The organism is Paenibacillus sp. J22P59 (assembly GCF_059383895.1).
Window position 1 is genome coordinate 141,497 of the sequence record NZ_JBXENX010000006.1, and the last position, 26,078, is coordinate 167,574.

25 protein-coding genes are annotated in these 26,078 nt (G+C 44.9%); 14 read left to right on the forward strand and 11 right to left on the reverse strand.

Translation table 11 applies throughout. From position 1 onward, the window contains the following. The first annotated feature begins 250 nt into the window (after positions 1-250). From AC50YO_RS12140 to AC50YO_RS12155, 4 genes are all read left to right on the forward strand, one after another. Complete coding sequence (locus AC50YO_RS12140) at positions 251-922, forward strand: response regulator transcription factor (RefSeq protein ID WP_494847123.1); 672 nt, start codon at positions 251-253, stop codon at positions 920-922. Between the two features lie 72 nt (positions 923-994). Beyond that, complete coding sequence (locus AC50YO_RS12145; RefSeq protein ID WP_494847126.1) at positions 995-2,731, forward strand: DUF885 domain-containing protein; 1,737 nt, start codon at positions 995-997, stop codon at positions 2,729-2,731. 19 nt (positions 2,732-2,750) lie between these two features. Then, positions 2,751-4,037, forward strand: a complete 1,287-nt coding sequence (locus AC50YO_RS12150) for a sensor histidine kinase (RefSeq protein WP_494847129.1) — start codon at positions 2,751-2,753, stop codon at positions 4,035-4,037. A gap of 216 nt (positions 4,038-4,253) precedes the next feature. Continuing rightward, positions 4,254-4,610, forward strand: a complete 357-nt coding sequence (locus tag AC50YO_RS12155) for a hypothetical protein (RefSeq protein WP_494847131.1) — start codon at positions 4,254-4,256, stop codon at positions 4,608-4,610. Positions 4,611-4,900: 290 nt separating this feature from the next. On the opposite strand, the gene AC50YO_RS12160 is transcribed toward AC50YO_RS12155, so the two are convergent. From AC50YO_RS12160 to AC50YO_RS12175, 4 genes are all read right to left on the reverse strand, one after another. Further along, positions 4,901-7,186, reverse strand: a complete 2,286-nt coding sequence (locus tag AC50YO_RS12160) for a preprotein translocase subunit SecA (protein ID WP_494847133.1) — start codon at positions 7,184-7,186, stop codon at positions 4,901-4,903. 213 nt (positions 7,187-7,399) lie between these two features. After that, positions 7,400-8,440 carry an NAD(P)/FAD-dependent oxidoreductase gene (locus AC50YO_RS12165; protein ID WP_494847135.1) on the reverse strand — a complete coding sequence of 347 codons (1,041 nt, stop codon included), beginning with the start codon at positions 8,438-8,440 and terminating at the stop codon, positions 7,400-7,402. 139 nt (positions 8,441-8,579) lie between these two features. Continuing rightward, positions 8,580-9,284, reverse strand: a complete 705-nt coding sequence (deoD, locus tag AC50YO_RS12170; RefSeq protein WP_494847136.1) for a purine-nucleoside phosphorylase — start codon at positions 9,282-9,284, stop codon at positions 8,580-8,582. Between the two features lie 185 nt (positions 9,285-9,469). Then, positions 9,470-10,186, reverse strand: coding sequence for a Crp/Fnr family transcriptional regulator (locus AC50YO_RS12175; RefSeq protein WP_494847138.1), 717 nt, complete (start codon positions 10,184-10,186; stop codon positions 9,470-9,472). Positions 10,187-10,328: 142 nt separating this feature from the next. Here AC50YO_RS12175 and deoB point away from each other — a divergent pair, with 142 nt between their 5' ends. From deoB to AC50YO_RS12205, 6 genes are all read left to right on the forward strand, one after another. Then, positions 10,329-11,528: a phosphopentomutase gene (deoB, locus tag AC50YO_RS12180; protein ID WP_494847139.1), complete on the forward strand. Its 1,200-nt coding sequence runs from the start codon at positions 10,329-10,331 to the stop codon at positions 11,526-11,528. A 20-nt stretch (positions 11,529-11,548) separates the two neighbouring features. Further along, positions 11,549-12,595: a BMP family lipoprotein gene (locus AC50YO_RS12185; protein ID WP_494847141.1), complete on the forward strand. Its 1,047-nt coding sequence runs from the start codon at positions 11,549-11,551 to the stop codon at positions 12,593-12,595. Between the two features lie 69 nt (positions 12,596-12,664). Continuing rightward, a complete protein-coding gene (locus AC50YO_RS12190; RefSeq protein ID WP_494847142.1) occupies positions 12,665-14,200 on the forward strand; it encodes an ABC transporter ATP-binding protein in 1,536 nt (511 codons plus the stop codon). Then, positions 14,193-15,263, forward strand: coding sequence for an ABC transporter permease (locus AC50YO_RS12195; protein ID WP_494847143.1), 1,071 nt, complete (start codon positions 14,193-14,195; stop codon positions 15,261-15,263). The genes AC50YO_RS12190 and AC50YO_RS12195 overlap by 8 nt, the downstream gene beginning before the upstream one ends. A gap of 3 nt (positions 15,264-15,266) precedes the next feature. Then, positions 15,267-16,220 (forward strand): ABC transporter permease, encoded by a 954-nt coding sequence (locus AC50YO_RS12200; RefSeq protein WP_494847145.1) that lies wholly within the window; start codon positions 15,267-15,269, stop codon positions 16,218-16,220. 14 nt (positions 16,221-16,234) lie between these two features. After that, on the forward strand, positions 16,235-17,521 hold the full coding sequence (locus AC50YO_RS12205) for an NCS2 family permease (protein WP_494847146.1): 1,287 nt from the start codon (positions 16,235-16,237) through the stop codon (positions 17,519-17,521). Between the two features lie 119 nt (positions 17,522-17,640). Here AC50YO_RS12205 and AC50YO_RS12210 read toward each other — a convergent pair whose 3' ends face one another. From AC50YO_RS12210 to AC50YO_RS12220, 3 genes are all read right to left on the reverse strand, one after another. Continuing rightward, complete coding sequence (locus AC50YO_RS12210) at positions 17,641-18,312, reverse strand: DUF1129 family protein (RefSeq protein ID WP_494847148.1); 672 nt, start codon at positions 18,310-18,312, stop codon at positions 17,641-17,643. Beyond that, a complete protein-coding gene (locus AC50YO_RS12215; protein ID WP_494847150.1) occupies positions 18,281-18,628 on the reverse strand; it encodes a PadR family transcriptional regulator in 348 nt (115 codons plus the stop codon). The genes AC50YO_RS12210 and AC50YO_RS12215 overlap by 32 nt, the downstream gene beginning before the upstream one ends. Positions 18,629-18,816: 188 nt before the next feature. Beyond that, positions 18,817-19,524 carry a pentapeptide repeat-containing protein gene (locus AC50YO_RS12220; protein ID WP_494847152.1) on the reverse strand — a complete coding sequence of 236 codons (708 nt, stop codon included), beginning with the start codon at positions 19,522-19,524 and terminating at the stop codon, positions 18,817-18,819. A gap of 163 nt (positions 19,525-19,687) precedes the next feature. Here AC50YO_RS12220 and AC50YO_RS12225 point away from each other — a divergent pair, with 163 nt between their 5' ends. Further along, positions 19,688-19,861, forward strand: coding sequence for an iron chelate uptake ABC transporter family permease subunit (locus tag AC50YO_RS12225; RefSeq protein WP_494847154.1), 174 nt, complete (start codon positions 19,688-19,690; stop codon positions 19,859-19,861). Positions 19,862-19,960: 99 nt separating this feature from the next. On the opposite strand, the gene AC50YO_RS12230 is transcribed toward AC50YO_RS12225, so the two are convergent. Beyond that, positions 19,961-20,293 (reverse strand): DUF1904 family protein, encoded by a 333-nt coding sequence (locus AC50YO_RS12230; RefSeq protein WP_494847156.1) that lies wholly within the window; start codon positions 20,291-20,293, stop codon positions 19,961-19,963. A gap of 98 nt (positions 20,294-20,391) precedes the next feature. Then, a complete protein-coding gene (locus AC50YO_RS12235; RefSeq protein ID WP_494847157.1) occupies positions 20,392-21,168 on the reverse strand; it encodes a DUF817 domain-containing protein in 777 nt (258 codons plus the stop codon). Between AC50YO_RS12235 and AC50YO_RS12240 the strand changes: the two genes are divergently transcribed. Both AC50YO_RS12240 and AC50YO_RS12245 read left to right on the forward strand, forming a co-directional pair. Continuing rightward, positions 21,155-21,319 (forward strand): hypothetical protein, encoded by a 165-nt coding sequence (locus tag AC50YO_RS12240; RefSeq protein ID WP_494847158.1) that lies wholly within the window; start codon positions 21,155-21,157, stop codon positions 21,317-21,319. The genes AC50YO_RS12235 and AC50YO_RS12240 overlap by 14 nt on opposite strands. Positions 21,320-21,479: 160 nt before the next feature. Beyond that, complete coding sequence (locus tag AC50YO_RS12245; protein WP_494847160.1) at positions 21,480-22,736, forward strand: MFS transporter; 1,257 nt, start codon at positions 21,480-21,482, stop codon at positions 22,734-22,736. A gap of 164 nt (positions 22,737-22,900) precedes the next feature. Here the strand turns inward: AC50YO_RS12245 and AC50YO_RS12250 are convergent, their stop codons facing one another. Beyond that, complete coding sequence (locus AC50YO_RS12250; protein WP_494847162.1) at positions 22,901-23,533, reverse strand: nitroreductase family protein; 633 nt, start codon at positions 23,531-23,533, stop codon at positions 22,901-22,903. A gap of 34 nt (positions 23,534-23,567) precedes the next feature. Then, positions 23,568-24,515, reverse strand: coding sequence for a DMT family transporter (locus AC50YO_RS12255; RefSeq protein WP_494847164.1), 948 nt, complete (start codon positions 24,513-24,515; stop codon positions 23,568-23,570). 177 nt (positions 24,516-24,692) lie between these two features. Here AC50YO_RS12255 and AC50YO_RS12260 point away from each other — a divergent pair, with 177 nt between their 5' ends. Next, complete coding sequence (locus AC50YO_RS12260) at positions 24,693-26,036, forward strand: aminotransferase-like domain-containing protein (RefSeq protein ID WP_494847166.1); 1,344 nt, start codon at positions 24,693-24,695, stop codon at positions 26,034-26,036. The last annotated feature ends 42 nt before the right edge of the window (positions 26,037-26,078 follow it).

Genomic DNA, 26,078 nt, shown 5'->3' on the forward strand with positions numbered 1-26,078 from the left:
CATAACACAATGATTCTAACAGAACGTATGCCCCTATCAATTAAAGCCCATGTATACAGACGAAGGGGGCGAGTTAGTCCTCCATAGCGAAGGTGTATTCCTCGTTAAAATCAATGATTTTAATGAACAAGAAATATTTAATATGAAATTTATCACAAATATTAAACTGGAAAAACTTTCTTTTGAGACACTCACAAAGCTACTTTAATATGTTAACCTTACCTCATATTGGTTCATAATGGAGGGATATATGAAGCTGCTGATAGTAGAGGATGATACAGCGATATCGTATACAATTGCTAGGGTTATGCGGGATGAAGGGTACGAGGTTATGGAATGCCATGACGGAGAAGAGGGCTTGCATCACGCAATGTGCGGTGAGTTCGATCTGATTATTTTGGATATTATGCTGCCCAAAATTGATGGATTTACGTTCATCCAAGAGCTCGGGAAGCAAAGAGTGGATACTCCGATTCTTTGTCTGACGGCGAAAGATGGATTGAATGACCGGGTAAAGGGGCTGACCATCGGGGCAGACGATTATGTGGTGAAGCCATTCGAAATTCCTGAGCTGACCGTCAGAGTCAAAGTACTGCTGCGTCGGTATGGCAAGGTTAATCAAGAGGAGCAGATTACCTATGGCTCGATCGCTATTCAAGTCAGAAACCGAGTGGCAACAGTTGCAGGAGAAGAGCTGACTTTAACGGAAAAGGAATATGATCTGCTTGAGTACCTGCTCATGAATAAAGAGCAGATTTTGACGAAGGAGCAAATCTATAACCGGATTTGGGGGCTTGATTCGGAAGCAGGGATCGGCATCGTCGAGCTTTATGTCCACTATCTTCGCAAGAAGCTGTCGCCCTGGGATGCAGGTCAATTTATTCAAACCGTAAGAGGATTGGGTTACAGACTCAGGATGTAGTGGTTTTTCAAAGGAAAATCAAAGGTTCATCCCTTATATTCCCTTTATACTTATATAAGGGGGATACGATTCATGAGCCATGTAAGACAGAGGATTAAGAACACCAGGCTGTTCATTTTATTGGCAGGCATTGTGTTGCTGATTGTAGGCGGTTTGTTATGGGGGGCTCAACACGAGTCCGAGGATTTCAGCACAATTATTCAAGAGATAGCAGTTGCCGCACTTAAAGATGATCCTGAGTCCCAGCTTTATTTTGGTGTGGAAGACGCAGATGGTATGAGTTGGGACCCTATTAAGCTTACAGACCTATCGAATGCCGATTATAAAGAAATAAACCAGAAGACTGAAGACTTTTTGAAAAAGCTGACTACATATGATGCTGCCAGGCTCTCTCCGGAAGACAAGCTTACCTATGATATCCTCGAATGGTATCTAAGCGCGGCACTACAACTGAATAAATATATGGATCTAAACACGAATGAATATACTTCCCTTTCTTATTTTCCACCATATTTTGCGAACAACTATCCGATCGGTAATCAAGATGACGCAGAAAATTATATTGCTGCGCTGAACGGATTTTCGGACAAAGTTGCACATTTTATAGACAGAATTCAAGACAAGCAGAAGAAGGGAATCGTCCCCTCTTCTGAATTTCTGAAGGGAATCATTGCCAATTACGAGGATTTGCGATATACAAAACCAGAGGATACGATATTGTACACGTTATATACAGAGAAGCTATCCAAGTTAAATCTTGAGCCCTCCAAAGAAGAGGAACTGAAAAAAGACCTGCTGCAGACTCTAACTGATCATGTACTGACTTCCTACGACAAACTTATCGACTTGATCAAGGATGATCTTATGAAGCAAGCATCTGTGAGTCAGGGGATCTGGAGCCAGCCCGGTGGCAGCGAGTTTTATTCCGCTCAGCTTAGATTTACCACGGGTACAGAGCTTACTCCTCTGGAAATTCATGAGATGGCCAAACGCAGAGTAGAAGAGATTGCCAAGGAACTAAGAAGTCAAGCTCCGGGAAAAGCACAGGAAGCTGCAGCTGCAGCCAAACTCCTGACAGGAGATGAATTGCTGCAAGCGATTAACGGCAGCCTGTCGGAAGCAACGTCCAAGCTGTCCGATTGGTTTGAAGAGGAGCTTATCCCGGATCATCCGGTGGATATGAGAATATATCAGAATTCAATCTTAGGCCCGTTCTATATTCCATTATCTATAGACGGAGATAGGGGCGGAAGGTTTTTACTTTCGCTTGATAATCCGATACCTGCAGGAATGGCCAAGCTTATTACGATGCATGAAGGCACTCCAGGGCATCATTTTCAATTTGCAATTCAATATAATCAACCGACAATTCCATTAGCCCGCAAAATATTCAGGACACCTGGATTCATGGAAGGATGGGCGGTTTATGCAGAAGCCTTGTACGTCGAGATGGGCTTCCTTGATCAAAGCACAATACAAAATCGTCTGCTTAGCAATTACGTAGGTACCGTGATAGACACGGGTATCAATGAGTTGAAATGGACAAGAGAACAAGCGAATGAATATCTAGTAAGCGTCATTGGAATGAAGAATAATGACTTGATCGATAGCGTTATTGCTTTTCCTGGGCTTAATACGAGCTATGCTATCGGATCAGATCAGTTCCAATCTCTTCGAGATAAAGCGGAAACCGAGCTCAATGATCGATTCGATATCAAAGCATTTCATTCCGTGCTCCTTCGGAACGGCAATATGCCATTCCCTATCCTAGAGCAGCTAGTAAATCAATACATTGAGTCCGCTAAATGAAAGGAGAGCAGCCCCCATCATGATCAAACGCACGCTCGTGCACATGACGATATGGAACAGCTTAATCGTATTTCTCTTGTTCGTCATGCTAGGGGGAGCGTTATATGGGCTGGCGCGTTATCAGATTTATTCAGACATTGACCGCCAACTGGTATTCAATATTGATCATATGCGACAAATTTCCCTGAGCACCGGAGAGCAAGTGATTAAAATTGATTCAGAAGAACCGGAACGTTTCATCTTAAACTATTATTGGGATTCCAACGATGATTTGATTGGACGCGTATATTATGAAAGACCATTTCTCGATATTAGTTTGATTCTTCGGGAGAAACAAAACCATATGGGACCCGAGTCGATACAGATGGGGGAGAAAATCTACCGGTTCGTTAGCAGGCCCTATCAGGGCAATGTACCAGAGGCCGAGAAGCTGTCGAACATACCCTTGAAAACGGTCCAAATCATTACGGAAATTTCAGCCGAGGTGTTTTATTTGAATCGGTTGTTATGGAGTATTGGTATCGGAATAGGTATCGGCGCGTTATTATCAATCATTGCTGGTTATATATTGGCAAGACGGGCGCTCATTCCCATTCAGAAGGCTTGGGACAAGCAACAGCAATTCATCGCAGATGCCTCGCACGAGTTAAGGAGCCCGCTTTCTGTCATCCGTGGGCAAGCGCAATTATTGCTGCGGCATCCCGACCATACGATTGAGGAAGAAAGCGTTCCGATCTCAGCCATTTTGAAAGAAACCAAAAGAATGAGCAGCATGGTAAGCGGGCTGCTTCTTCTGGCTAGAGGCGATTCACATGAGGAAGTAATTGCATGTAAGCCTGTGCGAGTGGATAGAATAATAAAAGAGCTTGCAACCAATATTGAACCGATCATGGATTACAAGCAGTTGCGTATACAGCTCCATGTTGAAGACGAGGAACTGCTCATTAATGGAGACGAGGATCGACTCGTGCAGTTGTTTATGATTGTCATGGACAATGCTATCAAATTTACACAGGAGCATGGGCAAATCGATCTTGCCTGCATTAGGCAGGGGAAATCCGTTCTTGTAACCGTCAAGGATAATGGTGCGGGGATATCGGAACGTGATTTGCCGCTCGTTTTTAACCGCTTTTACAAGGGAGATTCAGCTAGAGATAGAGGGAATTCTGGAGCGGGCTTAGGGCTATCTATCGCACGCTGGATTGTTGACCAACATGAGGGTATTATCCATATTAACAGCGAGACAGGACATGGCACGTCGGTTACGGTTCGTTTTCCGATGATGGGCTATTTGATAGAAAAATAGCTTGAACGATGGAAGTGCTGATCTGCGAAACGAGGTAAAGACATAAACAAGGGGTATCCAGACATTAAATTATCTCGGCTGTTAGTCCGGGGTGTTAATGTAGGGATCCCCTTTTTTCGTTTGCAGACATCTAACAGTGCCCAGATGATCAAAGAATATTAGTATTCTATCAGATTAGCTGACAACGCACCCTAAGGAAATAGAAGGAAATCAATTATGGAATCTAGAAGACATACAAACTACGTATATGTCGCGCTCAGGCTGCATAGAAAGGTACAGAACGGGGGGAGCTTGATGCGAAAGCAAGGCAGAGCTATATTTGTATGGTTTAATTATATTTTGTTAGGGATATGCGTGTTGTTCTATATTGTCCTCCTGCGTGCACCGAGCCCCTTTTTGAAGGGAGCTGCTGTTGGACTGATTGTGTACGGTGTAAGCTATGGATTGATCCGTATCGGGTGGTACAGGTTTGTCAGAGGGGTGTTTCTTACAGTGTTATTTTCCATATTTGCTTTAGCGCTGTACGCATTATGGTATATTATGCAGAACGGGGATATGGCATTAACTATTTAAGGGTACCGCTGGGGATGGAATAGCGTGCTGAAAGCTTGTGGAACTGATTTACGGATAAGACTGCGTGGATAAGATAAGCGTCTTGTTATTGATGAAGCCGGAGAGAAGCTATTCCAATACATGTGCAATCACGGAGGATCTTCTACGCAAATCCGGCATGTGATGAGTTCTCTAAGGGAACTGGTCACATGCCGGATTTTCTATTAATCAGATTTCTTTTTTGGTTTCGGTTCATTGCGATGATGGAGTATTATACAATATTCCCGTAATGACCCTCTTCGTAATCAGCATCAATATTTCGACAGCTTGAATAGCGGCCTCACAATCTTGCGTATCCAATAAGCCATCATCGTCGCTGGGGTCCATGAGCTGCGCTTGTTCTGGATGTATTGATCGCTGATAATATAAGTCCGAGTCGAAGGAGGGCTCTTCAGACCGAACTTTTCCCACATTGCCGGGTCATTCGAGCCTCCTAGCTTGACAAGCATATTCGCTGACTCACTATTTATTTTAGCCGGAATTTCCTCGTATGCTTGGGTAATTTGCGCATGAAACTCGTCGATCGGATTACGGCTGGCAAGGCTCTCCAAGTGAATGCCTTCGCGAATGTACGACACGTATGCCAGATGGTCAGCCCAAGCCTCGTCGATATAAAAAAGCCGTACCCGCTGCTCTGAAGGGCTCATCGGCTTTTCGCCTTTCAAAATTCCGAGCCGCTCCTCGTATAAAATTCGCCTCTGATCCTCCACCATATCCGAATAACCGTTCAGCTCCTGGCGCATATGGAAGTTTTGGCCCATAATAACGCGCTGAATATGCGCGATTTTGCTGCGGAGCACTGTCTCATCGAGAGCCTCATCCTGCCTAAGATTGCGAATCGCCTTATCAATGTTGAATTGAAGCAGCAGCTCGTCCTCCAAGCTTACGAAAAATACAGAAGCCCCCGGATCGCCTTGGCGGCCAGAACGCCCGCGCAACTGGTTGTCGATCCTAACACTTTCGTTCACATGCGTACCAATCACGTACAAACCGCCCAGCTTGTTGACAACTTCTGCTTGCGTGGGGTTACCGCCGCCTAGCCGAATATCAACGCCGCGCCCTGCCATATTCGTAGACACCGTCACGGCGCCAATTTCTCCTGCTTTGGCGATAATCTCGGCTTCTTTTGCGTCGTTTTTCGCATTCAGAACATGGCAAGGTACGTTGGCAGCCGCTAGCGCCTCCGCCAGCATATCCGACTCCTCGACGCTTGACGTACCAATAAGAATCGGACGTCCCGTCGCATGAACGGACGAGATCTCTTGTACAAGCGCCTTAAGCTTGGCTTCTTTATGGGTATAAATCCGATGAGGAAGGTCGATTCGTCTATTTGTTCGGTTCGGTGGAATTTGCAGAACCTGCAGGTCATAAATATGTTCGAACTCCATTGCAGATGCGTGCGCGGTAGCTGTCATTCCACAAGCCTTTGGATATAGGCTAAGGAAGTGCTGAAGGGTAATCGTACCGAGAATTTTTCCTCCAGCTTGTGACTGCAGTCCTTCTTTGGCGACAAGCGCATCCTGCAGCCCGTTCGGCAAATGCCTGTTCTCCGCTACACGGCCGGTATATTCGTCTATCAGCTCGATTTTACCGTCCCGAACGATGTAATCGACGTCTTTTTTCAGCAATACTTCCGCATGCAGCGCGCAATTTAATGATGATAGCAAATGATTATTATGGCTTTCGTATAAATTGCCGCATCTCAGCAGCGATTCCGCTTTTGCAGAGCCTGCTTCGTTCAAATATACATTCCGCTGGAATTCATCGAAGTCATAATGCTGGGCTTGCTCGAGCTGTCGAGCCACTTCTGCGAAACGAATGACGTCGCTCTTGGAAGGGCCCGACTCGCCGGCAATGACTAGCGGTACCCGCGCTTCGTCGAGAAGCAGTGAATCCGCTTCGTCAACAATGACGTAGTGGAAAGGACGATGCACGGTATCGGCTTCGTGTAATGCGATCGTGTCGCGCAAAAAATCGAATCCCGCCTCTTTGGCCGTAACATAGGTTACATCTGCGGCGTACACTTCCCGTTTCTCGGAGAGGCTCATGCCTGATTGAACCGAGTGTACCGTTAACCCGAGAAAACGATAGATCGGGCCCATCCACTCTGCATCCCGACTTGCCAAATAATCGTTAAAAGTCAGCACATGAACGCCCTTGCCGGTTAGCGCATTTAGATAAGCAGGCATAACAGCAGAGAGCGTTTTTCCTTCGCCGGTATGCTGCTCAATCAAAAACCTCTCGTGCAGAGCAATGGCAGCCATGATCTGGACATCGTAAGGCTGTAATCCAAGCGTTCGCTTCGCCGCCTCACACACGAGTGCGTAGGCATCGACAAGCAGCTCATCCAAGGACGTGCCTGATTTTGCTTCTTTTTGCAGCCGGAGCGATTCCGCTTGAAGCTGTTGATCGTCCCATGCTTCCAAATTCCGTTGCCGGATGAGTTCCACCTTGTCCTGATAGGCTTTCAGCTTATGCTGGGTATGCTGAGTATCGAGGTCTTTGAACTTTTGCATCAACTTGACGGCTATATTCATAAGAATTTAATCTCCCCTCGGTAGATATACGTCTAGTTTTGAATACTATTTGCGCTGATCCGACACCCATCAAGTTCAAATCCACTTTATAAAAACAAAACCATATACCGTACCTACCGCTATCACCGGGTTCCAACATTAAGTATTTTCCACATAGGATTCTTGGGCAGATAAGAAGCTGAAGTAATTGGCTTCTTGTTGTCTCTAATGGTCCTAAAATCGGGAGAGCCGACAAGGGTCTAATTCGCTTCTGGACTCCCGTTCGATTAGTTCACTTGCAGCCAGACGCGCAATCAACGGCGCCAGCGTAATGGCAGAATGCATCACCACCAGATAAAGTCCTTTCATATGATCATGGAAGCCCACGATCGGGTAGCCGTCTTCAGGCATTGGTCTCATCCCAACCTTGATGCTTTCCAGTTCCAATTGCTCTCCGCCCTGTAGACTGCGACGCAATGTCTCAAACGCTCGCTTGCCGACCGCCTCTGGTCCGTTTTCCACCGACTCGTCGATATAATCTTCTGCAGCCAGCAGCGTATGATCCGTCAGTTGACGCGCTTCAAATTGCGCATTTGAGATTAATGTGTGTATTAGCCTATTTGGAGTTTTCATTCGAATCAGAATGGAAGGAGACGGCGTTATCGGAACGGGACAGCCTAACGGGTCGCAAAGTTCGGGTACCCCCGTGCCTGCGGCCAATACCACGACATCCGACTCCAGAAAACCTTTGGACGTATGGACGCCTACTATGCGGGAATTTTGTTGCTGCAGTTGTGTAACGTTGGTATCGAACTGAACCTTTGCTCCGTACTCACGCGCTTTGCTCAACAACTGCTCCGTCAGCCCTATCGGGTCCACCGCACCTTCTTCACTGGCAAACATCGCATAATCCGGGTATTCCTTCAGATTAGGTTCCAATTCCTCAAGCTGCTTCCGATTCAATTGTTGAAGCTGGAGTTGCTCCTCTAGGGGCGGATTACCCCAAGTCAGTGCCCCGTGCCAATGAATGTGCAATTCGGGCAGCTCTTGCTGAAGCGCATGATATTCTCTCAAAGCAGCATCGTATAAATGCCTGTACTGGGGAGCCACCCTATGAGTCGTATGTATCCAGGCAAAGGATTTGTCCGTGACTTCACGAGCAGCAGCGGGGTGTCGTTCAATTACGGTTACATCTTGATGTTGTTTTGCTAGATGATAGGCCATGGATGCCCCGACAATCCCTGCGCCAATAATCACGATTTTTTGTTTATTCAATAATGGCCCCTCCTTTTCACCCTAGTGTAACATAGGCAGGCAGAGAAGAGGGCTCGATTCCGAAGTGGAATCGAGCCCTTTTTTAATCAAATCTATAAGTTATCGAGCTGTGACAGGTTTCTGATGACAACAGCGCAAGCTATTTAGCTACGGTTTCTAATGCGACTTCAATCATATCGTTGAAGGTAGTTTGTCTCTCTTGTGCAGTCGTTTTTTCTCCAGTAAGAATATGATCACTTACCGTTAGGAGGCTGAGGCCTTTGGCACCCAATTTAACCGTTAAATAATAAAGTGCGGCTGTTTCCATTTCTACTGCCAATACGCCATGTCGGCCAAGCTTTGTAACTATATCTTTATCTTCTGTGTAGAAAATATCAGAGGAAAGCACGTTCCCTACGCGAAGGTTAAGGCCTTTGCCCTCACCAATTTCATAAGCGGTTTTGATTAAATCAAAGCTCCCAATCTGAGGAAAGTCAAATCCAGGGAACTGGTTGCGAATAATAGCCGAATCGGTAGCCGCTGCTTGCGCAATAAGAACATCGCGGAGATTAACATCATGTTGAATAGCGCCGCATGTACCGATACGAACGAGATTTTTTGCACCATAATCGTTGATTAATTCATGAATATATATGGCTGCAGAAGGCATGCCCATTCCTGTACCTTGAATCGATACTCGGTTACCTTTGTAGGTTCCTGTAAAGCCTAACATGCCACGGACATTGTTGTAACAGATTACATCTTCGAGGAAGGTCTCCGCAATATACTTTGCACGCAGCGGATCTCCAGGTAATAAGACGGATTCTGCAATTTCGCCAATCTTTGCTTCGATATGAAAACTCATGTGAATTCCCTCCAATGGTTCTTCTCGTGTATTACAAAATAGAATGCACGAGAATCATAGCATGATTCATATTCACATGATGTTAAAGGGATTACGTTACTTTTGTGAACTGGTTCACAGAATAACTGTTAGCGCAGTAACGGAAATAAAGCGCTGTCATTTGTAATATTAAGTACACGGCATCGCTAGATGTTATGCCACTTACGCATTGTAGGTAGCTCTTCTGTTACGTTACAGATCGATTCTATCATTTCCTTATCAAGGAGGTAGAGGTACTTATCACGAATGTCGATCAGCCCTTCGGCTTGAAACTCACCCAGCGTTTTGGATATAGATTCTCGCGTGACTCCAAGCATGTTGGCGAACAAGGATTGATTAATTTTGAAATCAATTTTGTATGCGTTATCACTGGCGACTCCATAGTTGTAATAGAGATCCATAATGAGATTAACTACTTTTCCACGTACGTCATGGAAGGTCAAATAACGAATCATGCGATTGAGCATACGAGTTCGCACTACAAGAATTTTATAAGCGTTTCGCAGGATAGAAGGATGTTGATCTACAAGCTGTAGGAAATCTCGCTTTGACAGCAGCCAAACGTTGACGTCTTCTAAGGCTTCTATGGATGAGATCCGATGATTGTCGCTGGAGAGGGCTTCTACTTCTCCAATGATATCGCCGGCACTAGTAATGCTTAGAACGACTTCTTTTCCTTCGTACATGCGATAAATCTTGATCATACCTGATCGAATAAGAAAAACTTCGTCACTTTGGTCATTTTCAAACATGAGAACATGATTCTTTTTGAATCGCCGTTCCTTAAGCAATGGGGTTATTTTTTGTAATTCATCCTTAGGAATGTCCGAGAAAATCGAGATGTCTGCGATGTTGTCGATCATAAGCAGTTGTCCTTTCCCATTACAGTATTTAGGCAGCTCAAAGGTAAGAGATTACGAAATGGCTAGAAATGTATTGTAGCATGGATGACGTGGATTATAGAAATGCCATATTATAGCTTTTTTTGAGAATGGAGGACTATAAATGAAATTCGAGCGAATAAACGTGATTGTGCTAGATAGTGTTGGGATTGGCGCATTACCAGATGCTCCAGACTTCGGAGATGAAGGCAGCCATACATTAGGACATATTTGCACGCAAGTACCGGACATGAAATTGCCGAATCTAACAGCACTGGGTCTAGGTAATATTGTACCGCTAGCCTCAATTGCTCAAGCGGATAATCCTCTAGCATGTTATGGCAAGATGGCGGAGGTATCGGTAGGCAAAGATACAATGACGGGTCATTGGGAACTGATGGGGCTCGAGGTAAAGGTGCCTTTTCAAGTATATCCCGACGGATTTCCAGAGGAACTGATTGGGAAGTTTGAAGCAATGACAGGTCGCAAGGTGATTGGAAACAAGCCAGCTTCTGGAACTGAGATTCTGGACGAGTATGGAGAAGAGCAGCTCCGAACGGGCGCATGGATTGTTTATACTTCCGGAGACAGCGTATTCCAGATCGCAGCTCATGAGGATGTTATTCCATTAAATGAGCTGTATCACGCATGTGAAATTGCAAGGGAGCTAACCTTGAATGATCCTTACGTGGTTGGCCGAATCATAGCGAGGCCTTATATCGGTGAGCCAGGCGCTTATAAGCGTACACCTAATCGGCATGATTATGCCCTCGAACCTTTTGGAGAAACCGTACTTAATCATCTCAAGAATGAAGGTCTCGATGTTATTTCAGTCGGGAAGATCAACGATATTTTCTCAGGACAAGGAATTAGTGAATCCTATCCAACAAAGAGTAATTTGGATGGTATCACAGCAACGATTAACCTGCTGAATCGACCTTTTAACGGATTGTTATTCACAAACTTAGTTGATTTTGATTCTTTATACGGTCATCGTCGCGATCCTAAAGGATATGCTGCCTGCCTTGAAGAGTTCGATCAGTATGTACCAGAGCTTATGCAGCAAATCGGAGACAAAGACTTGCTTATCATTACGGCTGATCATGGTAACGATCCTACTGCGCCAGGAACCGACCATACCCGGGAATACGTGCCCATTTTGATTTACAACCCATTATTAGCGACGAACGCCATTTCTATCGGGACAAGAAGCACATTTGCTGATTTGGCGGCAACGATTGCAGAAAATTTCATGGTCACTAAACCAGCTATCGGGGAAAGCTTCTTGGCATTGTTGATAAATCAAATCAATAACGAGGAATAAAACATTAGGGGGAATTCACAATGAGAAAAACAATGAAAGCATTATTGCCTTTAATACTGATTTTCACACTAGTCATAACAGCATGTGGTCAAAATGGCAGCAAAAGCGAAGCCGATAACGCAGGCGCTGCAGGTACGGATAATAAACAAGAGCTCAAAAAGCTGAAAGTCGGAATGGTTACCGATCTTGGCAGTGTAAATGATAAATCCTTTAACCAAAGTGCGTGGGAAGCGTTGCAGAAATTAAATAAGGATTTTGGCTTTGAAGTGAAATACCTGGAACCAAAAACAGATAGCGATGTTGTACCTAACTTAAATCAATTTGTCAAAGCAAACTATGATTTAACATGGGCAACTGCTTTTACTTTAGCCGATGCAGTAACCCAGCTATCCAAAGAAAATCCAGATAAGATGTTTGGAATTATCGATTCTGACCTCGTGCTGCCGAATGTAGCAGCTATCTCTTTTAAGGAGCAAGAAGGTTCGTTCCTTGTCGGTGTTATCGCAGGTCTAACGACCACAACAAATAAAATTGGCTTTGTAGGCGGCATGGATATTCCTGTTATTAAACGATTTGAGGCGGGCTTCCGTGAAGGAATAAAAGCTGTAAATCCAGATGCGAAATTAATCGTTAATTATACAGGGCTATTCAACCGGGTAGATATGGGCAAATCTGCAGCTTCTACAATCTATAACGATGGTGCAGATATCATATTCCATGCAGCAGGACTAACAGGTAACGGTATATTTAACGAAGCGAAGGAACGCAATAGCAAGGGCGGAAAAGTATGGGTCATTGGTGTGGATAAAGATCAATCTTTAACGTTCGGAGATGATGTGACATTAACTTCAATGATCAAAAAAGTAGATGAGGCTGTTTACCAAGCTTCAAAAAAATTAGCTGAGGGTGATTTCCCGGCGGGGAAAGTAACAGTAATGGGCCTCAAAGAAAATGGAGTCGATATTGCTCCCAATTCGAAAGTTAATGTAGCGCCAGAAGTTCTTGCTAAGGTCGAGGAATATCGCACGAAAATAATCAATGGTGAAATCGTCGTGCCGGAAAAATAATGCGATTTCGTCCCCTCCTCTATTATTGTCTTTACTAGAGAGGGGACGAATATTCGGGGAGGGTCTTATATGACTAAGGCAGATGTCGTGTTAGAGCTGAAAGGGATAACCAAAAGATTCCCCGGCGTTGTCGCTAACGATTCGATTAGCTTGCAATTAAAGCGTGGAGAAATTCATGCTTTGCTCGGGGAAAATGGATCAGGGAAATCCACCCTAATGAGTATCGTATTCGGTTTATATCAGCCAGACGAAGGCGAAATTCATGTGAATGGGAAGCATGAGCTGATGGATAGTCCAAACAAGGCGATTGAGCTCGGGATTGGGATGGTGCATCAGCATTTTAAACTGGTAGAGCCCTTTACGGTAACGGAAAATATCATTCTCGGTATGGAACCCAAAAAGGGTATGAAGATTGATATTAAAGGAGCAAGCCAAAGGGTCAAGGAACTTTCGGAACGTTATAAGCTAGATGTCGATTCAATGGCAACCATTGAATCGATCAGCGTAGGGATGCAGCAGCGTGTAGAAATATTAAAAACACTATACCGTGGAGCAGATATTCTAATCTTCGATGAGCCGACTGCGGTGTTAACTCCACAAGAGATTACAGAATTACTGGCTATTATGAAGCGTCTTGTCGCTGAGGGCAAATCTATTATCCTCATTACACATAAGCTTAAGGAAATTATGGAGATAGCAGATACCTGCACCATTATTCGGCGCGGTAAGCGGATTGAAAGCGTGGAAGTAGCTAAGAGCAATGCGCAGCAATTAGCAGAAAAGATGGTGGGTAAAGAAGTTAATTTTAAGACTGCAAAAAGTGCAGCTAACCCTGGAACAGCATTATTGGAAATAAAAGATTTGATGGTTCAAGGCAGCAGCGGCAAGGCTGCTGTTAATAATCTCAGCTTCTCTGTGCGGGCGGGTGAGATTGTCGGTATTGCTGGTGTAGACGGCAATGGTCAATCAGAGCTAATCGAAGCGTTAACGGGTATGCGAAGCATACGTTCAGGTGAAATTTGGTTGCAAGGCAAAAGCATCGCCAATCTTGCTCCACGTACGATTGCTGAAGCGGGAATGTCACATATTCCGCAGGATCGACATAAACATGGACTCGTTCTGGACTTTTCTGTCAGTGAGAATACAATTTTACAAACCTATTATCAACCAGAAATAAGCAAGCATGGGTTCATTAATAAGAAAACGATGGATGACATGGCAGCACGTTTAGTGAACGAGTTTGATATACGCACACCAGGCATTGATACATCCGTTCGTTCGATGTCAGGAGGCAACCAACAAAAAATCATTATCGCACGCGAAATTGATAAAAACCCACAGGTCTTAATAGCGGCACAACCTACGCGAGGGCTGGACGTAGGCGCGATTGAATTTGTGCATCAACAATTAATTGCAGAACGTGATCAAGGCAAGGCTGTTTTGCTGATATCGTTTGAGCTGGATGAAATACTCAATGTGGCAGATCGTATTCTGGTCCTATTCGGCGGACAACTGGTTGGAGAAACAACGCCAGAAACAACGAATGATCAGCAATTAGGAATGATGATGGCAGGCAAGCATGAAGGAGAAGGCATTCATGAATAAAATAATGAGTATTTTCAGGCGAGAATCAGCACTTCTCCCTCTTGTTGCTATTATTATGGGTTTACTATTAGGTGCCCTTATTATGTGGATCGGCGGCTACGATCCAGTGCTGGCCTATAAATCCCTAATCGATAAAATAGTTGGCAGCCGTTACGATTTCGGAGAGGCCTTGCGTACAATTGTACCGCTTATAATGAGCGGCTTAGCCGTAGCGATCGCTTTTCGTTCTGGGATGTTTAATATTGGTGTAGACGGTCAGATTATTATGGGATCGTTGGGTGCCTTAATTGTAGGCACACAGTTTAGCCTTCCACCTCTGCTGCATGCGCTGCTGGCTGTCCTGGTTGGTGCCTTGCTTGGCGGGATGTGGGGAGCGCTTGTGGGTTATATCAAGGCCAAACGTGGCATTAATGAAGTAATTACCAGCATCATGCTTAATTTTATTGCGCTTTATTTGGCGAATTACATTATTCGAACGTTCATTCCGCAAGCAGGAACACAACGATCCGCATTGATCCATGACTCTGCCAGTATTCAGATTAGCTGGCTCTCTGAGCTGATGGATGGCGCACGTATCCATTGGGGATTTTTGATTGCGATCCTAGCGGTTGTTTTCTATCACATCTATTTAACCAAGACCACATGGGGCTATGAGCTGCGAGCGGTTGGACTTAATTCTGATGCTGCTAAATATGCAGGAATGAAGGTCTCGAATGTTATGGTTCGTACCATGTTTATTTCTGGCGTATTTGGCGGTTTGATTGGTACCTTTGAAGTGTTAGGTGTGTTTAACTATGTGGCGATCAACTCGGTTTCATCTGGCCTCGGTTTTGATGGTATAGCGGTAGCTTTGCTTGGCGGCAATAGTGCACTTGGTGTATTCCTCTCTGCGTCTCTGATAGGAGGCCTTACCTATGGTTCACAAGGCATGAGCTTTGGCGCAGAGGTGCCAGGCGAAATCATTCGGATGATTATTGCATTTATTATCTTTTTTGTTGCTGCACCAGGCATTGTTAAACTGCTTTCCCGGATGATTAAACTAAAATCAAAGAAGAAGGTGTGACAGATGGAGATAATTGGCAATTTACTGAATGGGACGCTCGTATTCTCAACTGCCCTTATCTTTGCTGCACTCGGTGGACTCATTTCCGAACGCTCAGGAGTCATTAATATTGGACTAGAAGGGTTTATGGTATCTGGAGCCTTTTTCTCGGCAATAACGGCCCATTATGCAGAAATAGCAGGCTTTGGCGGTTTCTCACCTTGGTTAGGCTTACTCGGAGCCTTCCTATTTACAATTATTTTTTCTAGCATTCATGCGGTTGCCTCCATTACGTTCAAGGCGAATCAGGTTGTGAGCGGGGTTGTCATCAATATTCTTGCAGCAAGCTCAACGTTCTTTTTCGTCAAATTACTTTTTGACGGATCAGCGGAAACACCGCTTCTAACATCAGTTTTTCATAAGGTGACCATTCCTTATTTAAGCGATATTCCATTCATAGGCAATGTATTCTTCAATGCTTATCCGACGACGTATATTGCGATTGCGCTAGTCATTGTCCTATTCTTTTATTTGTTTAAGACCTCAGGCGGGCTCAGGCTTCGCTCTGTTGGCGAGCATCCAAGTGCTGCAGATACGGTTGGCATAAAAGTAAATCGCACGCGTTACCTCGCTGTTATTCTAAGCGGATCGCTTGCCGCGCTCGGCGGAGCAACGATTGTACTTACGTCGAATGGCAACTTTGCTTTTAATACCATTTCAGGACAAGGCTATATTGCGCTTGCGGCTGTTATTTTTGGAAAATGGAATCCTATTGGTGTGATGCTTGCTTCATTATTTTTTGGGTTAGCCCAGGCAGCAAAGGACCAATTGCAAATCTTTGAGTTTGCTGCTAGCATTCCAAATGAGTTCTTCTATATGCTTCCATATGTTCTAACATTACTCGTATTAATTGGAGCAGTAGGGAAAGCTCGTTCACCGAAAGCATTAGGCGAGCCTTATGATGTTGGGAAACGATAAAAGGTGGTTATACATTGGAAAGCCGATTACAGAAACTGTTCCATATAAAAAAAGAAAATTCGACGGTTCGTACGGAATTAGTTGCAGGAACGACTTCATTTATGACGGTTGCCTATATCATTGCGGTGAATGGAGCCATCTTGCAGCTAGCCGGCATGCCCTATGAAGCAGCAACGATTGTTACGGTCATCTGCTCTTTTATCGGTTGTATGCTGATGGCTCTTTGGGCGAATTCACCGTTAATTCTCGTCCCTGGGATGGGGGACAATGCATTTTTTGTTTTTACATTAGTATTCTCCTTAGGACTTACGTGGCAGCAAGCACTTGCAGCTGTATTTTTGGCGGGTATTGTATTTATGTTAACTGCGGTAACGAAAGGGGCAGACTATTTATCGCGTTCGATCCCGGCGTCCATGATTAACGCTATGACCGCAGGAATTGGTCTTTTTATTGCTTTCCTAGGATTGAAAAATGGGGGAATCATCGTTGCAAGCGAAGGAACTTTCGTTACCTTGGCGAAGCTTAGTGACCCCCATGCTCTAACGACTATATTGACTTTATTGATCGCGATACCGCTTTTCATGCGAAATGTAAAAGGCAGCTTCTTAATTGCTATTATCGCAGGCACAGGCATTGGTGCGCTGCTTGGTATCGTTGATTTTTCAACTTTGCGTGATTTTAGCATTTCCTTTAACGGGTACGGAGAGCTGTTTTTTGCCATGGATTTTAGTGGGATCGGTACGCTTAATTTCTGGATAGCTGTTTTTTCTTTATCAATGGTCATTATTTTTCAGAATATGGGAGCGCAGCTAGGGATGCTTCCAGACAAAGCGAAGTTTCGTAAGTCCTTTCAGGCTAACTCCGTTTCGGTTGTAAGTGCAGGGCTATTGGGCTGCAGTCCGATGACGACAGCAGCCGAGGCTGCAACAGGCATTGCATCAGGCGGGAGAACGGGACTAACCTCTTTTACAACGGGAATTCTGTTTATTCCTGCATTGTTTCTCATTCCGCTTTTCAAAATAATCCCGAATAGTGCGATTGCTACTGTGCTCATCATTGTTGGCTGCCTTATGTTTCAGAGCATCAAGGAGATTCCATTCAATGATTTCACAGAAGCTTTTCCAGCTTATCTAATGATGGCGATTATGCCGCTATCCTTTAGTATTGCGAATGGGATTGCGTTTGGGTTCATTGCTTACCCGATTATGAAGCTGGTCACGGGTCGAAGGAAAGAAGTATCTATAACGATGTACGTCATCGCATTTTTTTTCATGCTTTATTTCATATTAGGTTCGATTTAAGAGGTCTTCATAGCGGGGTCAATATGACACTGGACACGTAATCGCATGTGACTCCGCAGATGGAAGGGATATTATTGGCGAAAAAAGATCCCCAAGCGGCTGCTTGAGGATGACGGTGATCAGGAACGGGTCAGTGTTTGGTCAGCTTTGCTGGATAGCTGCTTGAACAGCCACGATAAGGCGAACATGACAGCCGTGAAAGCCAAACTGGACCAGAAGCTGATGGGTACTGTCCAGACATCCTTAAACAGAAAGGTTGAATATACATAGATGGCGATTGCTAAGATATAAGTGACGCCGCCGAGAATAAGCCAGGATTTGGGCCCGAAGACAGTAGTCTTAAGTGCATACAACAGCACAAGTATAACAATTCCGCCTAAAGCGACTATGATCAGAATGGGCACCATACTGATTTGCTCCACTTTAAGAGAGGGAATGAAATAAGAGAGCAGTTGAACGATCGTTTGTACGGCAAATAGCGAACCTAGCAGAATGGCCGTGTAATTGAGCACATCAAGCACCCAGGACTGCTTGCTTTGATGAGGGATGTTGGCAATTAGTGTATCGCAGTAAGCTTGAAGATCATCGCCAAAAACATCCTGAGCGTTTTTTCCATGCTGCTGTGCTTCAATTAAATGCTCAAGCAGCTCAAGCAAGACGCTTTCCGTAATATATTCGGATCGGGCATTCAGTCGGATGTAAACCATAGCATTCTCATAAGCGGCCAAATTCTCGTCGCTCAAAAGCTTGCGGCGTTCATTATTCAACAGAATCATTTGCTTGGTGTTCATCGCGATTCCTCCTTAAATAAGCGATAGCCATGTATAACTGTGCCCAGCTTTCATCGAACAACTGCAAGGCGCGTTCACCCTTGGCAGTAAGACGATAATATTTTCGGTCAGGACCAGTTGCAGAGGGCTTCATCGTTCCTACAATGAGCTCATTTTTTTGCATGCGCAGCAGTAGCGGGTAAATGCTTCCTTCCTTGACCATTGTCAGTCCTGCCTCATGCAGCTTCTCGCTCAGCTCATATCCGTATACCTCCTTCTCCCAAATAATTGAAAGTATGCAGCCCTCCAGCAAGCCCTTCAGCATCTGACTATCCAAGTCATAATCCCTCCTTGCTATTTGCATTTCAAACTACTTGTGCTATAAAAAGGAGGCTATATTGCAATACAAGGTAGCTGATATTGGAAGTATAACATGAGCTATGTTGCAATGCAAGTTAGCGAATCTACGGCTATCGGATTCTTCCCATAGGAAATCCAATCCAATTGCTCCAGCTTCCCGCAAAATTAATTTTTATCATCACGTCTTTCTAAAGTCTCTCTGATGTAATCGGGCGAAGCATGGACTTCGCGATCAACAGCAAGAACTGCTCCATTAACCTTGACGTGGTCAATGATCATGGTTCCCCAATCGGGGAGATGTTGTGCCTCTCCTATAAACCTGCTGCCGGCTAAAGATCCGTTATTCATCTTTGCTCCTGCAAAGAGACATTCCTCGAATGTACAATACATGAGATGAGCACCGCGAAAGTTAGCGTCCAAGAAACGGCAACGGATAAACAATACGTCTCTTCCTTTCGTATGGCTCAAATTGCTGCCTGCAAAATCGCAATCTTCAAACCGCTCGCCAAATGCAGCATTCTTGAGAATTGCTTTATGAAATGAACAATATTTGAATATCTTCGTAATGAATCTGCCATCCAGTTTGACCCCATCAAAACGGCAATTTATAAAAGTAGAGTAGATCAGACCGCTGTCTGGCTTGAAAAGTGCGTAGGATAGATCGAGGTTTTGTACGGTGATATACTGCATGGACTCAGTCAAAACAACCCCTCGAAAATCCTCTAATCCGGTAGAGGTTTGGCCGAAAGGGGAAGAAGGAAACGAGCGGTCTTTTTTGTGCAAGTTTTGTTTTCCTGATACGGCAGCCAATGCCTCGTTGACGGCAGTGATCTGCTCTGGCTTCCACCTGGAAATCAATTGATTCTTATTCACTAAGTTAGCCTCCTCATAGCTTATTTTATTTTGACGGAGTGTAATATGAAGTGCGACAGCTAATACAAAGAAACTGTTGAGCGCACGCCAATAAGCACCGTCGCAGCTTGGTCGTCTGAGGTTAATTTTAACGGGGGTGGCGCTCGGAAGTGGGTATGGCGCCATGACACTTATGCTAACGCTGAAGATGGATCAGAATCAGATGAACTTTGTGCTGATCGCTCCCCATATGGCGCGCAGGCTGGTGGGGAGCAATCACAAGTGGGTGTTGCCGACATCAGGGCTGATCGGTGTTTTTTATATTTATTATCCAGATCCAAATAATGAGCCGCCATAGTCAGCTTGTATACGTAACAAAGTACATCGTTCATGAAGCGATGTACTTTGTTTGTTTGTGGAGAATCGAGTGTAACTTCCCCGAACCTGCCCTTTTCAGCTAGGTATTATAACGGCGGCCATTCATATAGAAATTATCCTCGCGGCCAACTCTGAAGGATATTTCCAGATCGGGTATACCAAGCGACCGGACATGCCTATCAATCGCCTCGCCCATCTTATCGCGCACTTCATCCCCCCGCTCAAACCACCATACGTCGATGACAGGGTACGAGTCGGTATATTTCCCATCGAATATAGCGGTGACATGCAGGCACTCTAAAGTGAAATTATCCGTTCCACAGTTGCATATGGCAGCCATCTCCTCTACAAGCGGTATGCTAATTGCACGTATGCCCTCGGCTGGGATTCCTCTGAAAATTAATTGCGGCATCTAATATCCTCCTGTCGATATGAAACTTGTCAGAATCTGTTCTTATTGTATATGTACAAGTCTGTTTGTGGCAATTCGGAAGGCTAAGCTTCACAGGATCAAGAATCGCTCTTTGTTCGACTGGCCTTTACATGCTTAAGCTGGGCGACGATGATGACGCTAATGATGGCTAACAGGAACCAGGAGCTGATCTTACTGAAACTAACGAGCTGCCAGGTTTGCTGTTGGTTAGGATATTTCCAAGCATCAAAAAATGTGGCGATATTCTCAGCAAGCCAAATAAAGAAGCCTACAATAATAAAGGCGAGCGCTAAGGGCATTCGATAAGTTGTAGCTCTCACCCGATAGATGATCCATGTCCTCCAAAAAACAATAAAGACAAGCCCCGTCAGCCACCAACGGAAATCAGGAATAAAGTGATGGGTGAAAAAGTTGAAGTAGATCGCGCCGCCCAGCAGGAGCGAAGGTGTAAATCCAGGCCAGCCGGTCATGTCCATTTTCAGTCTCCGCCATATTTGGCACATAAAGCTTGCTACGCTTGCATACATGAATCCGCTGTAGAGTGGGACACCCAGCAGCTTCGTATATCCGAACTCAGGGTATGACCACGATCCCATCCTCACTTTATATAGCTCGAGAGCCAAGCCAATAAGGTGAAATAGGCAGATGACTTTGATTTCATCGCGCGTTTCTAGTCCGCTGCGGTACATCATATATTGTATGCCAAGCAAGATAAGCAGGATAGCATCATAACGAGGAATGAAAGATAGCTCTATGGCGTTAGAGAGAGCTAACGTTATGAATATCGCAACAGGAAATAGGCAGCTCATCGCCTGATGATAGCCAAAATGCAACAGTTGAATGATTGATTTCAATTCGGCTTCTCCCCCGGAACTCTTTTTGGATTGCTTTTGTACTAATGATAAAGGTGTATTGGGCTTAGAAAAAGAGAAATTAGCTGATGATAAATTGCTTATTTTCAGCTTTTATACCCACCTCTTAAGAGGAGTTATCGGGCTTAATTGAAAGCACACCCGTATTGAAATGCTCTGTAATGTTTAATATTTCTAATTCTTAGGCTCCATATGTTACAATTAGCCGGTTGGGATTCTAGAAGATTTCACTGTGAATAGAAGTCTGTTATTGTTTCCATAAAAAAGGATAAGAAGCAGAAGGGAGTAAGGCCATGACACAAGCTGAAGACCATAAAAGAAAAAATTGGAAAAGAGATATTATTCTCTTTCTAACTAGTCAAACCCTCTCGTTATTTGGCTCCGCATTAGTTCAATATGCCATCATGTGGCATATTACACTTACTACAAAGTCGGGTATGATGATGACGCTATTTATTATTTGTGGATTCATTCCTACTTTTCTATTGTCGCCATTCGCAGGGGTGTGGGCGGACCGTTTCAACCGCAAATACCTGATCATGATAGCCGATGCCATGATTGCTATTGTTACGTTATTGCTTGCTATTACGTTTTTAGTCGGCTATGACGAGATTTGGCTGTTATTTGCCATTGCCGCCGTTCGTGCGCTGGGGGCGGGTATTCAGACGCCTGCAGTTGGAGCAATATTGCCCCAAATCTTACCAGAGGACAAACTTACGAAAGTAAATGGAATAAACGGAAGCCTTCAAGCACTCATGATGTTCGTTGCGCCCATCGTTAGCGCGACGCTGCTCACAATGGCGACGATTGAAGTTATATTCTTTATCGATGTTGTAACGGCGGCGATCGCGATCTTTACTTTATTTTTCTTTTTGAAAATCCCATTGCATCAAAAGGCGACTGATGCACAAACGACGAGTTATTTGGATGATTTCAAACTCGGAATAAGCTATATAAAGAATCATAGCTTTCTGAAAACCTTCTTTGTCTTTTTCGCTTTTTTCTTTGTATTAATGGCACCCGCTGCGTTTTTAACGCCTCTGCAAGTGACCCGCAGCTTCGGAGATGATTATTGGCGATTGACGGCCATTGAGATTGCTTTCTCGATCGGTATGATGGCTGGCGGAGCGGTTATCGCATCATGGGGCGGCTTCCGCAACAAGGTATATACGATGACATTCGCCAACCTGATAATGGGAGTGTGTACGTTAGCTTTGGGCATTGTGCCGATCTTCTGGATCTATTTAATAGTCATGGGCCTCTTCGGTGTTGCTATGCCTGTCTTTAATACACCGACGACTGTCTTGCTGCAGGAGAGGGTCGACCCGAATTACATGGGACGAATATTCGGCGTATTCGGTATGATATCGACTTCGATGATGCCAATCGGAATGCTGATATTCGGACCGCTGTCGGATGTGATGGACATTGAATGGCTGCTGATTGGAACGGGGATATTGATTGTCCTGCTGTCCATTATCTTTGTTCGGAACAGACGTCTGGTTGAAGCTGGTATGCCATTAATTAAGGAACCATCATCGCAGGGATAATCATAAGTTACAAGCAGGCTTCTAGTAACCACTTCACTATATTTCGAAAACAAATGCCCCCTAGAATGAATATCGGATAAGTTTATCCAATGTTCATTTCTAGGGGGTATTTTACAAAAAAAGGATGTTCAGCTGAATCTCCAGCCGAACATCCTTTCACTATTTTAGAAACCATTCCAGACGATTGTCTTATCAATTGGGAATCGGGAGGATGGGCGAGCAGGAACGGTTGCCTTGCCAATTGCGATCAACATGACGGGTATATATCGCGGCGGTACGTTAAATGCTTGAATAAATTGATCAGCATCGAAACCGCCCATAGGGCAAGAATCGAGGCCCTTCCCCTTCACCGCGAGCATGAGCTGCATTGCAGCCAGCGATGCGCTGCGGATCGCTTCATCACGTGGATAGTTCGGCCCGCCTTTGTATGCCGCTTCAATTTGGGCGATCAGGCCTGACATGATATGTTCCGGAAGCAGCCCGGCTTGTACGTCCGGTCCAAAGACGTCCTCGGTGTTCAGATTGGCTTGAAGGTCTCCTAATATGGCGACGACGACGGAAGCTTCAACTACTTGCTTTTGCCCGTTAGCGATAGGAAGCAGCTTCTCTTTTGCCGACTGGTCATTGAAGGCGAGGAACCTCCAATGCTGAAGATTCCAGGCCGATGGCGCGCTGCTTGCAACTTCTAGCAGTTCTCTAACCTCTTGTTCTCTTATTTCGTAGGAATCGTCAAAATGTTTGACGGAATGACGTTCCCGACTGATGGTAAAGAAATCGCTTTGTGCAGCAGATGACATTTACACTCAACTCCTTCATTTGGTTAATTAGGTTTCATGATTCTGCACGTTCAGCTTGCAACAGTTGCTTCACTGCTTTTTTTCGCCCCAGTCGTTGCGTTCCAATAACCCCAGCTATAATCAGCACAGAGCCGATCAAATGGTACACCGTAACGTCTTCTCCGAGAACTATCGCTCCGGCCGCTAGGGAGACGATCGTAGAAAGATTAGCAAATACGCTCATTTTCGATGCTTCCATTCTGGACAGGATATAGTTGGCTAACAATGCTGTGATCAACGAGGATATAATGCCCAAGAAAACAATAGATATGACAAAGGTACTGCTCGATAGCGGTGCAAAAAAGCGATCAAGCGTACCAGTCGCAGCATGACTGGTGAACGAAAGGATTAGGAAAACGGCAAATCCAATAGCCATCATCATATAAGTGAGTTCCGCCGGGCTGAACTGTTTGGTAAGCGACCGGGCCATTACGGTATATCCGGCAAAAACGACGCAAGTCAACAGCAACAAAGAGATCCCCATAATGTTGGACCAATCAATGCCGCCGCCTTTCATAATGAAGATGAATACAACACCGAACACCGACACAAAGATCGACAGCTTCTGTAATAGGGTGGTCGCTTCTTTTAAAAAGACGGAGGCGACGATCATCGTTATGATCGGGGTGAACGCGTACAATATGCCCCCTTCTGCTGATGTAGCATGCTGCAGCCCGTACGCTTGAAGGGTGAAAAAACCAAGCGGGTACATGGCTGCGAGCAACAGCACTTTATGCCACGGCTTGCCGCGGTAGACGAGCTTGACCCAGCCGAACGCTACTGGGACGGACATGACGAGGAATGAAGCGGTGAAACGAAAGGCCAGCGTGTCGAGCGGACTGGCGTAATCGAGCGCTTTTTTGGCAAACAAAAAAGACAATCCGATAATGATCGCGTTAAGCACGGCGAAGAAATAGGGAAGCTTTAATTCTTTTGCATTCAAAATGGCATCATCCTCTACAAATAATGTGAGCGTGTTCGCGATCGTCTCAAGCTATGAGTTGATAATATGGCAAACGGACTACTCGAACAATATCATTTTGATCAATCTGTACCGATACAGTTGGTGGTGTATTGTATAATGACAAGAGAAGATTAGGATACGGACGGGGGAAGCGGCATGAAAAAGTATTTTATGATTCTATCCGATATGGAGAATAAGATCAGGCAGGAATTATACACTCCTGGCCAAAAACTGCCTTCCGTTCGACGTTCAGCGGAAACCTATGGCTGCAGCATCAGCACGATTACGAGGGCATACGCGGAATTGGAGAAGCGTCACACCATTTATTCGGTTCCACAAAGCGGCTTTTATATGGTTGAGAAGCCGGGAGAATGGCGTGACAATAGAGACAGCCAAATAATCAATTTCGCTACGGTGCTGCCGGATTTGGATGCGTTCCCATTTCTGGACTTTCAACATTGTTTGAACAAAGCGATCGATACCTACAAGTACGACCTGTTTACTTATGGCGAACCGCAAGGGCTGGAATCCTTTCGCCACACGCTTGTTTCCCATTTGGCTAATGACCAAGTGTTCGCCACCGCGCAGCGGATCATTGTCACCTCAGGAGCGCAGCAAGCGCTTGAAATATTGGCAAAAATGCCGTTTCCAAACGGAAAAAAAGCGATTTTGGTAGAACAGCCGACTTACGATATCTATTTGCGATTTCTGGAGAGGGAGGGTATACCGGTATATGGCATCCCTCGTACGGCGGCAGGTATTGATTTACGGGAATTAGAACAGAGGTTCAAAAGCGGCGAAATCAAATTTTTCTATACAATGTCAAGATATCATAACCCGCTCGGCACAACCTATAGCGTAGAAGAGAGAAGGGCCATCGCCAGATTGGCTGGCAAATACGATGTATTCATCTTGGAGGACGATTACATGGCCGACTTGGGTATAGAGCGGCAATTCGATCCCATCTACGCTTACGATGGAGGCTCGAATGTCATTTATTTGAAGAGCTTCTCCAAAATTATCTTTCCGGGCCTAAGGGTGGGCGCAATTGTATTGCCGGAACGGCTGCTTAAGACATTTCATGCCTACAAAATATACCCCGACACTTCGCTGTTGTCTCAGGCAGCGCTCGAAGTGTATATCAAGAATGGCATGTATGAACGGCACAAGCACAAAATAGTCAGCTTGTACGATTCGCGAATGCGGGCTTTGAACGAGTCAGTGGAACGGTACAATGTACAAGGGTTAATTGAAGTGCCCCACATTCGTTCAGGCATTTATACGCATTTCAAGCTGAGTTCGAAGATTAACATAGAACGTCTCATAAAGCGGCTTGTTGGGAGGAAAATTAGTGTCGTGTCTGGCAAAGGATTCTATTTATCAAATTACCTGGAGCGAGAAAAGTTCTTGCGGATCAGCATCTCCCAGACACAGCCGGAGCAGATAAATGAAGGGGTTAAGGTGATCATTGAGGAAATAGGGAAGGAAAGCAAGTGGTAATCTTTATTTTATGATCGAATACGTAAAAGTTTTGCTTGACGA

Excerpts from the sequence above, each read along its gene's own strand:
- AC50YO_RS12140 (WP_494847123.1), top strand. The coding sequence starts at position 251 with ATGAAGCTGCTGATAGTAGAGGATGATACAGCGATATCGTATACAATT.
- AC50YO_RS12145 (WP_494847126.1), top strand. The coding sequence starts at position 995 with ATGAGCCATGTAAGACAGAGGATTAAGAACACCAGGCTGTTCATTTTA.
- AC50YO_RS12150 (WP_494847129.1), top strand. The coding sequence starts at position 2,751 with ATGATCAAACGCACGCTCGTGCACATGACGATATGGAACAGCTTAATC.
- AC50YO_RS12155 (WP_494847131.1), top strand. The coding sequence starts at position 4,254 with ATGGAATCTAGAAGACATACAAACTACGTATATGTCGCGCTCAGGCTG.
- AC50YO_RS12160 (WP_494847133.1), bottom strand. The coding sequence starts at position 7,186 with ATGAATATAGCCGTCAAGTTGATGCAAAAGTTCAAAGACCTCGATACT.
- deoD (WP_494847136.1), bottom strand. The coding sequence starts at position 9,284 with ATGAGTTTTCATATCGAAGCAAAGATTGGCGAAATTGCAGAATCCGTC.
- AC50YO_RS12175 (WP_494847138.1), bottom strand. The coding sequence starts at position 10,186 with ATGATCGACAACATCGCAGACATCTCGATTTTCTCGGACATTCCTAAG.
- deoB (WP_494847139.1), top strand. The coding sequence starts at position 10,329 with ATGAAATTCGAGCGAATAAACGTGATTGTGCTAGATAGTGTTGGGATT.
- AC50YO_RS12185 (WP_494847141.1), top strand. The coding sequence starts at position 11,549 with ATGAGAAAAACAATGAAAGCATTATTGCCTTTAATACTGATTTTCACA.
- AC50YO_RS12190 (WP_494847142.1), top strand. The coding sequence starts at position 12,665 with ATGACTAAGGCAGATGTCGTGTTAGAGCTGAAAGGGATAACCAAAAGA.
- AC50YO_RS12195 (WP_494847143.1), top strand. The coding sequence starts at position 14,193 with ATGAATAAAATAATGAGTATTTTCAGGCGAGAATCAGCACTTCTCCCT.
- AC50YO_RS12200 (WP_494847145.1), top strand. The coding sequence starts at position 15,267 with ATGGAGATAATTGGCAATTTACTGAATGGGACGCTCGTATTCTCAACT.
- AC50YO_RS12210 (WP_494847148.1), bottom strand. The coding sequence starts at position 18,312 with ATGAACACCAAGCAAATGATTCTGTTGAATAATGAACGCCGCAAGCTT.
- AC50YO_RS12225 (WP_494847154.1), top strand. The coding sequence starts at position 19,688 with ATGACACTTATGCTAACGCTGAAGATGGATCAGAATCAGATGAACTTT.
- AC50YO_RS12230 (WP_494847156.1), bottom strand. The coding sequence starts at position 20,293 with ATGCCGCAATTAATTTTCAGAGGAATCCCAGCCGAGGGCATACGTGCA.
- AC50YO_RS12240 (WP_494847158.1), top strand. The coding sequence starts at position 21,155 with ATGATTGATTTCAATTCGGCTTCTCCCCCGGAACTCTTTTTGGATTGC.
- AC50YO_RS12245 (WP_494847160.1), top strand. The coding sequence starts at position 21,480 with ATGACACAAGCTGAAGACCATAAAAGAAAAAATTGGAAAAGAGATATT.
- AC50YO_RS12250 (WP_494847162.1), bottom strand. The coding sequence starts at position 23,533 with ATGTCATCTGCTGCACAAAGCGATTTCTTTACCATCAGTCGGGAACGT.
- AC50YO_RS12260 (WP_494847166.1), top strand. The coding sequence starts at position 24,693 with ATGAAAAAGTATTTTATGATTCTATCCGATATGGAGAATAAGATCAGG.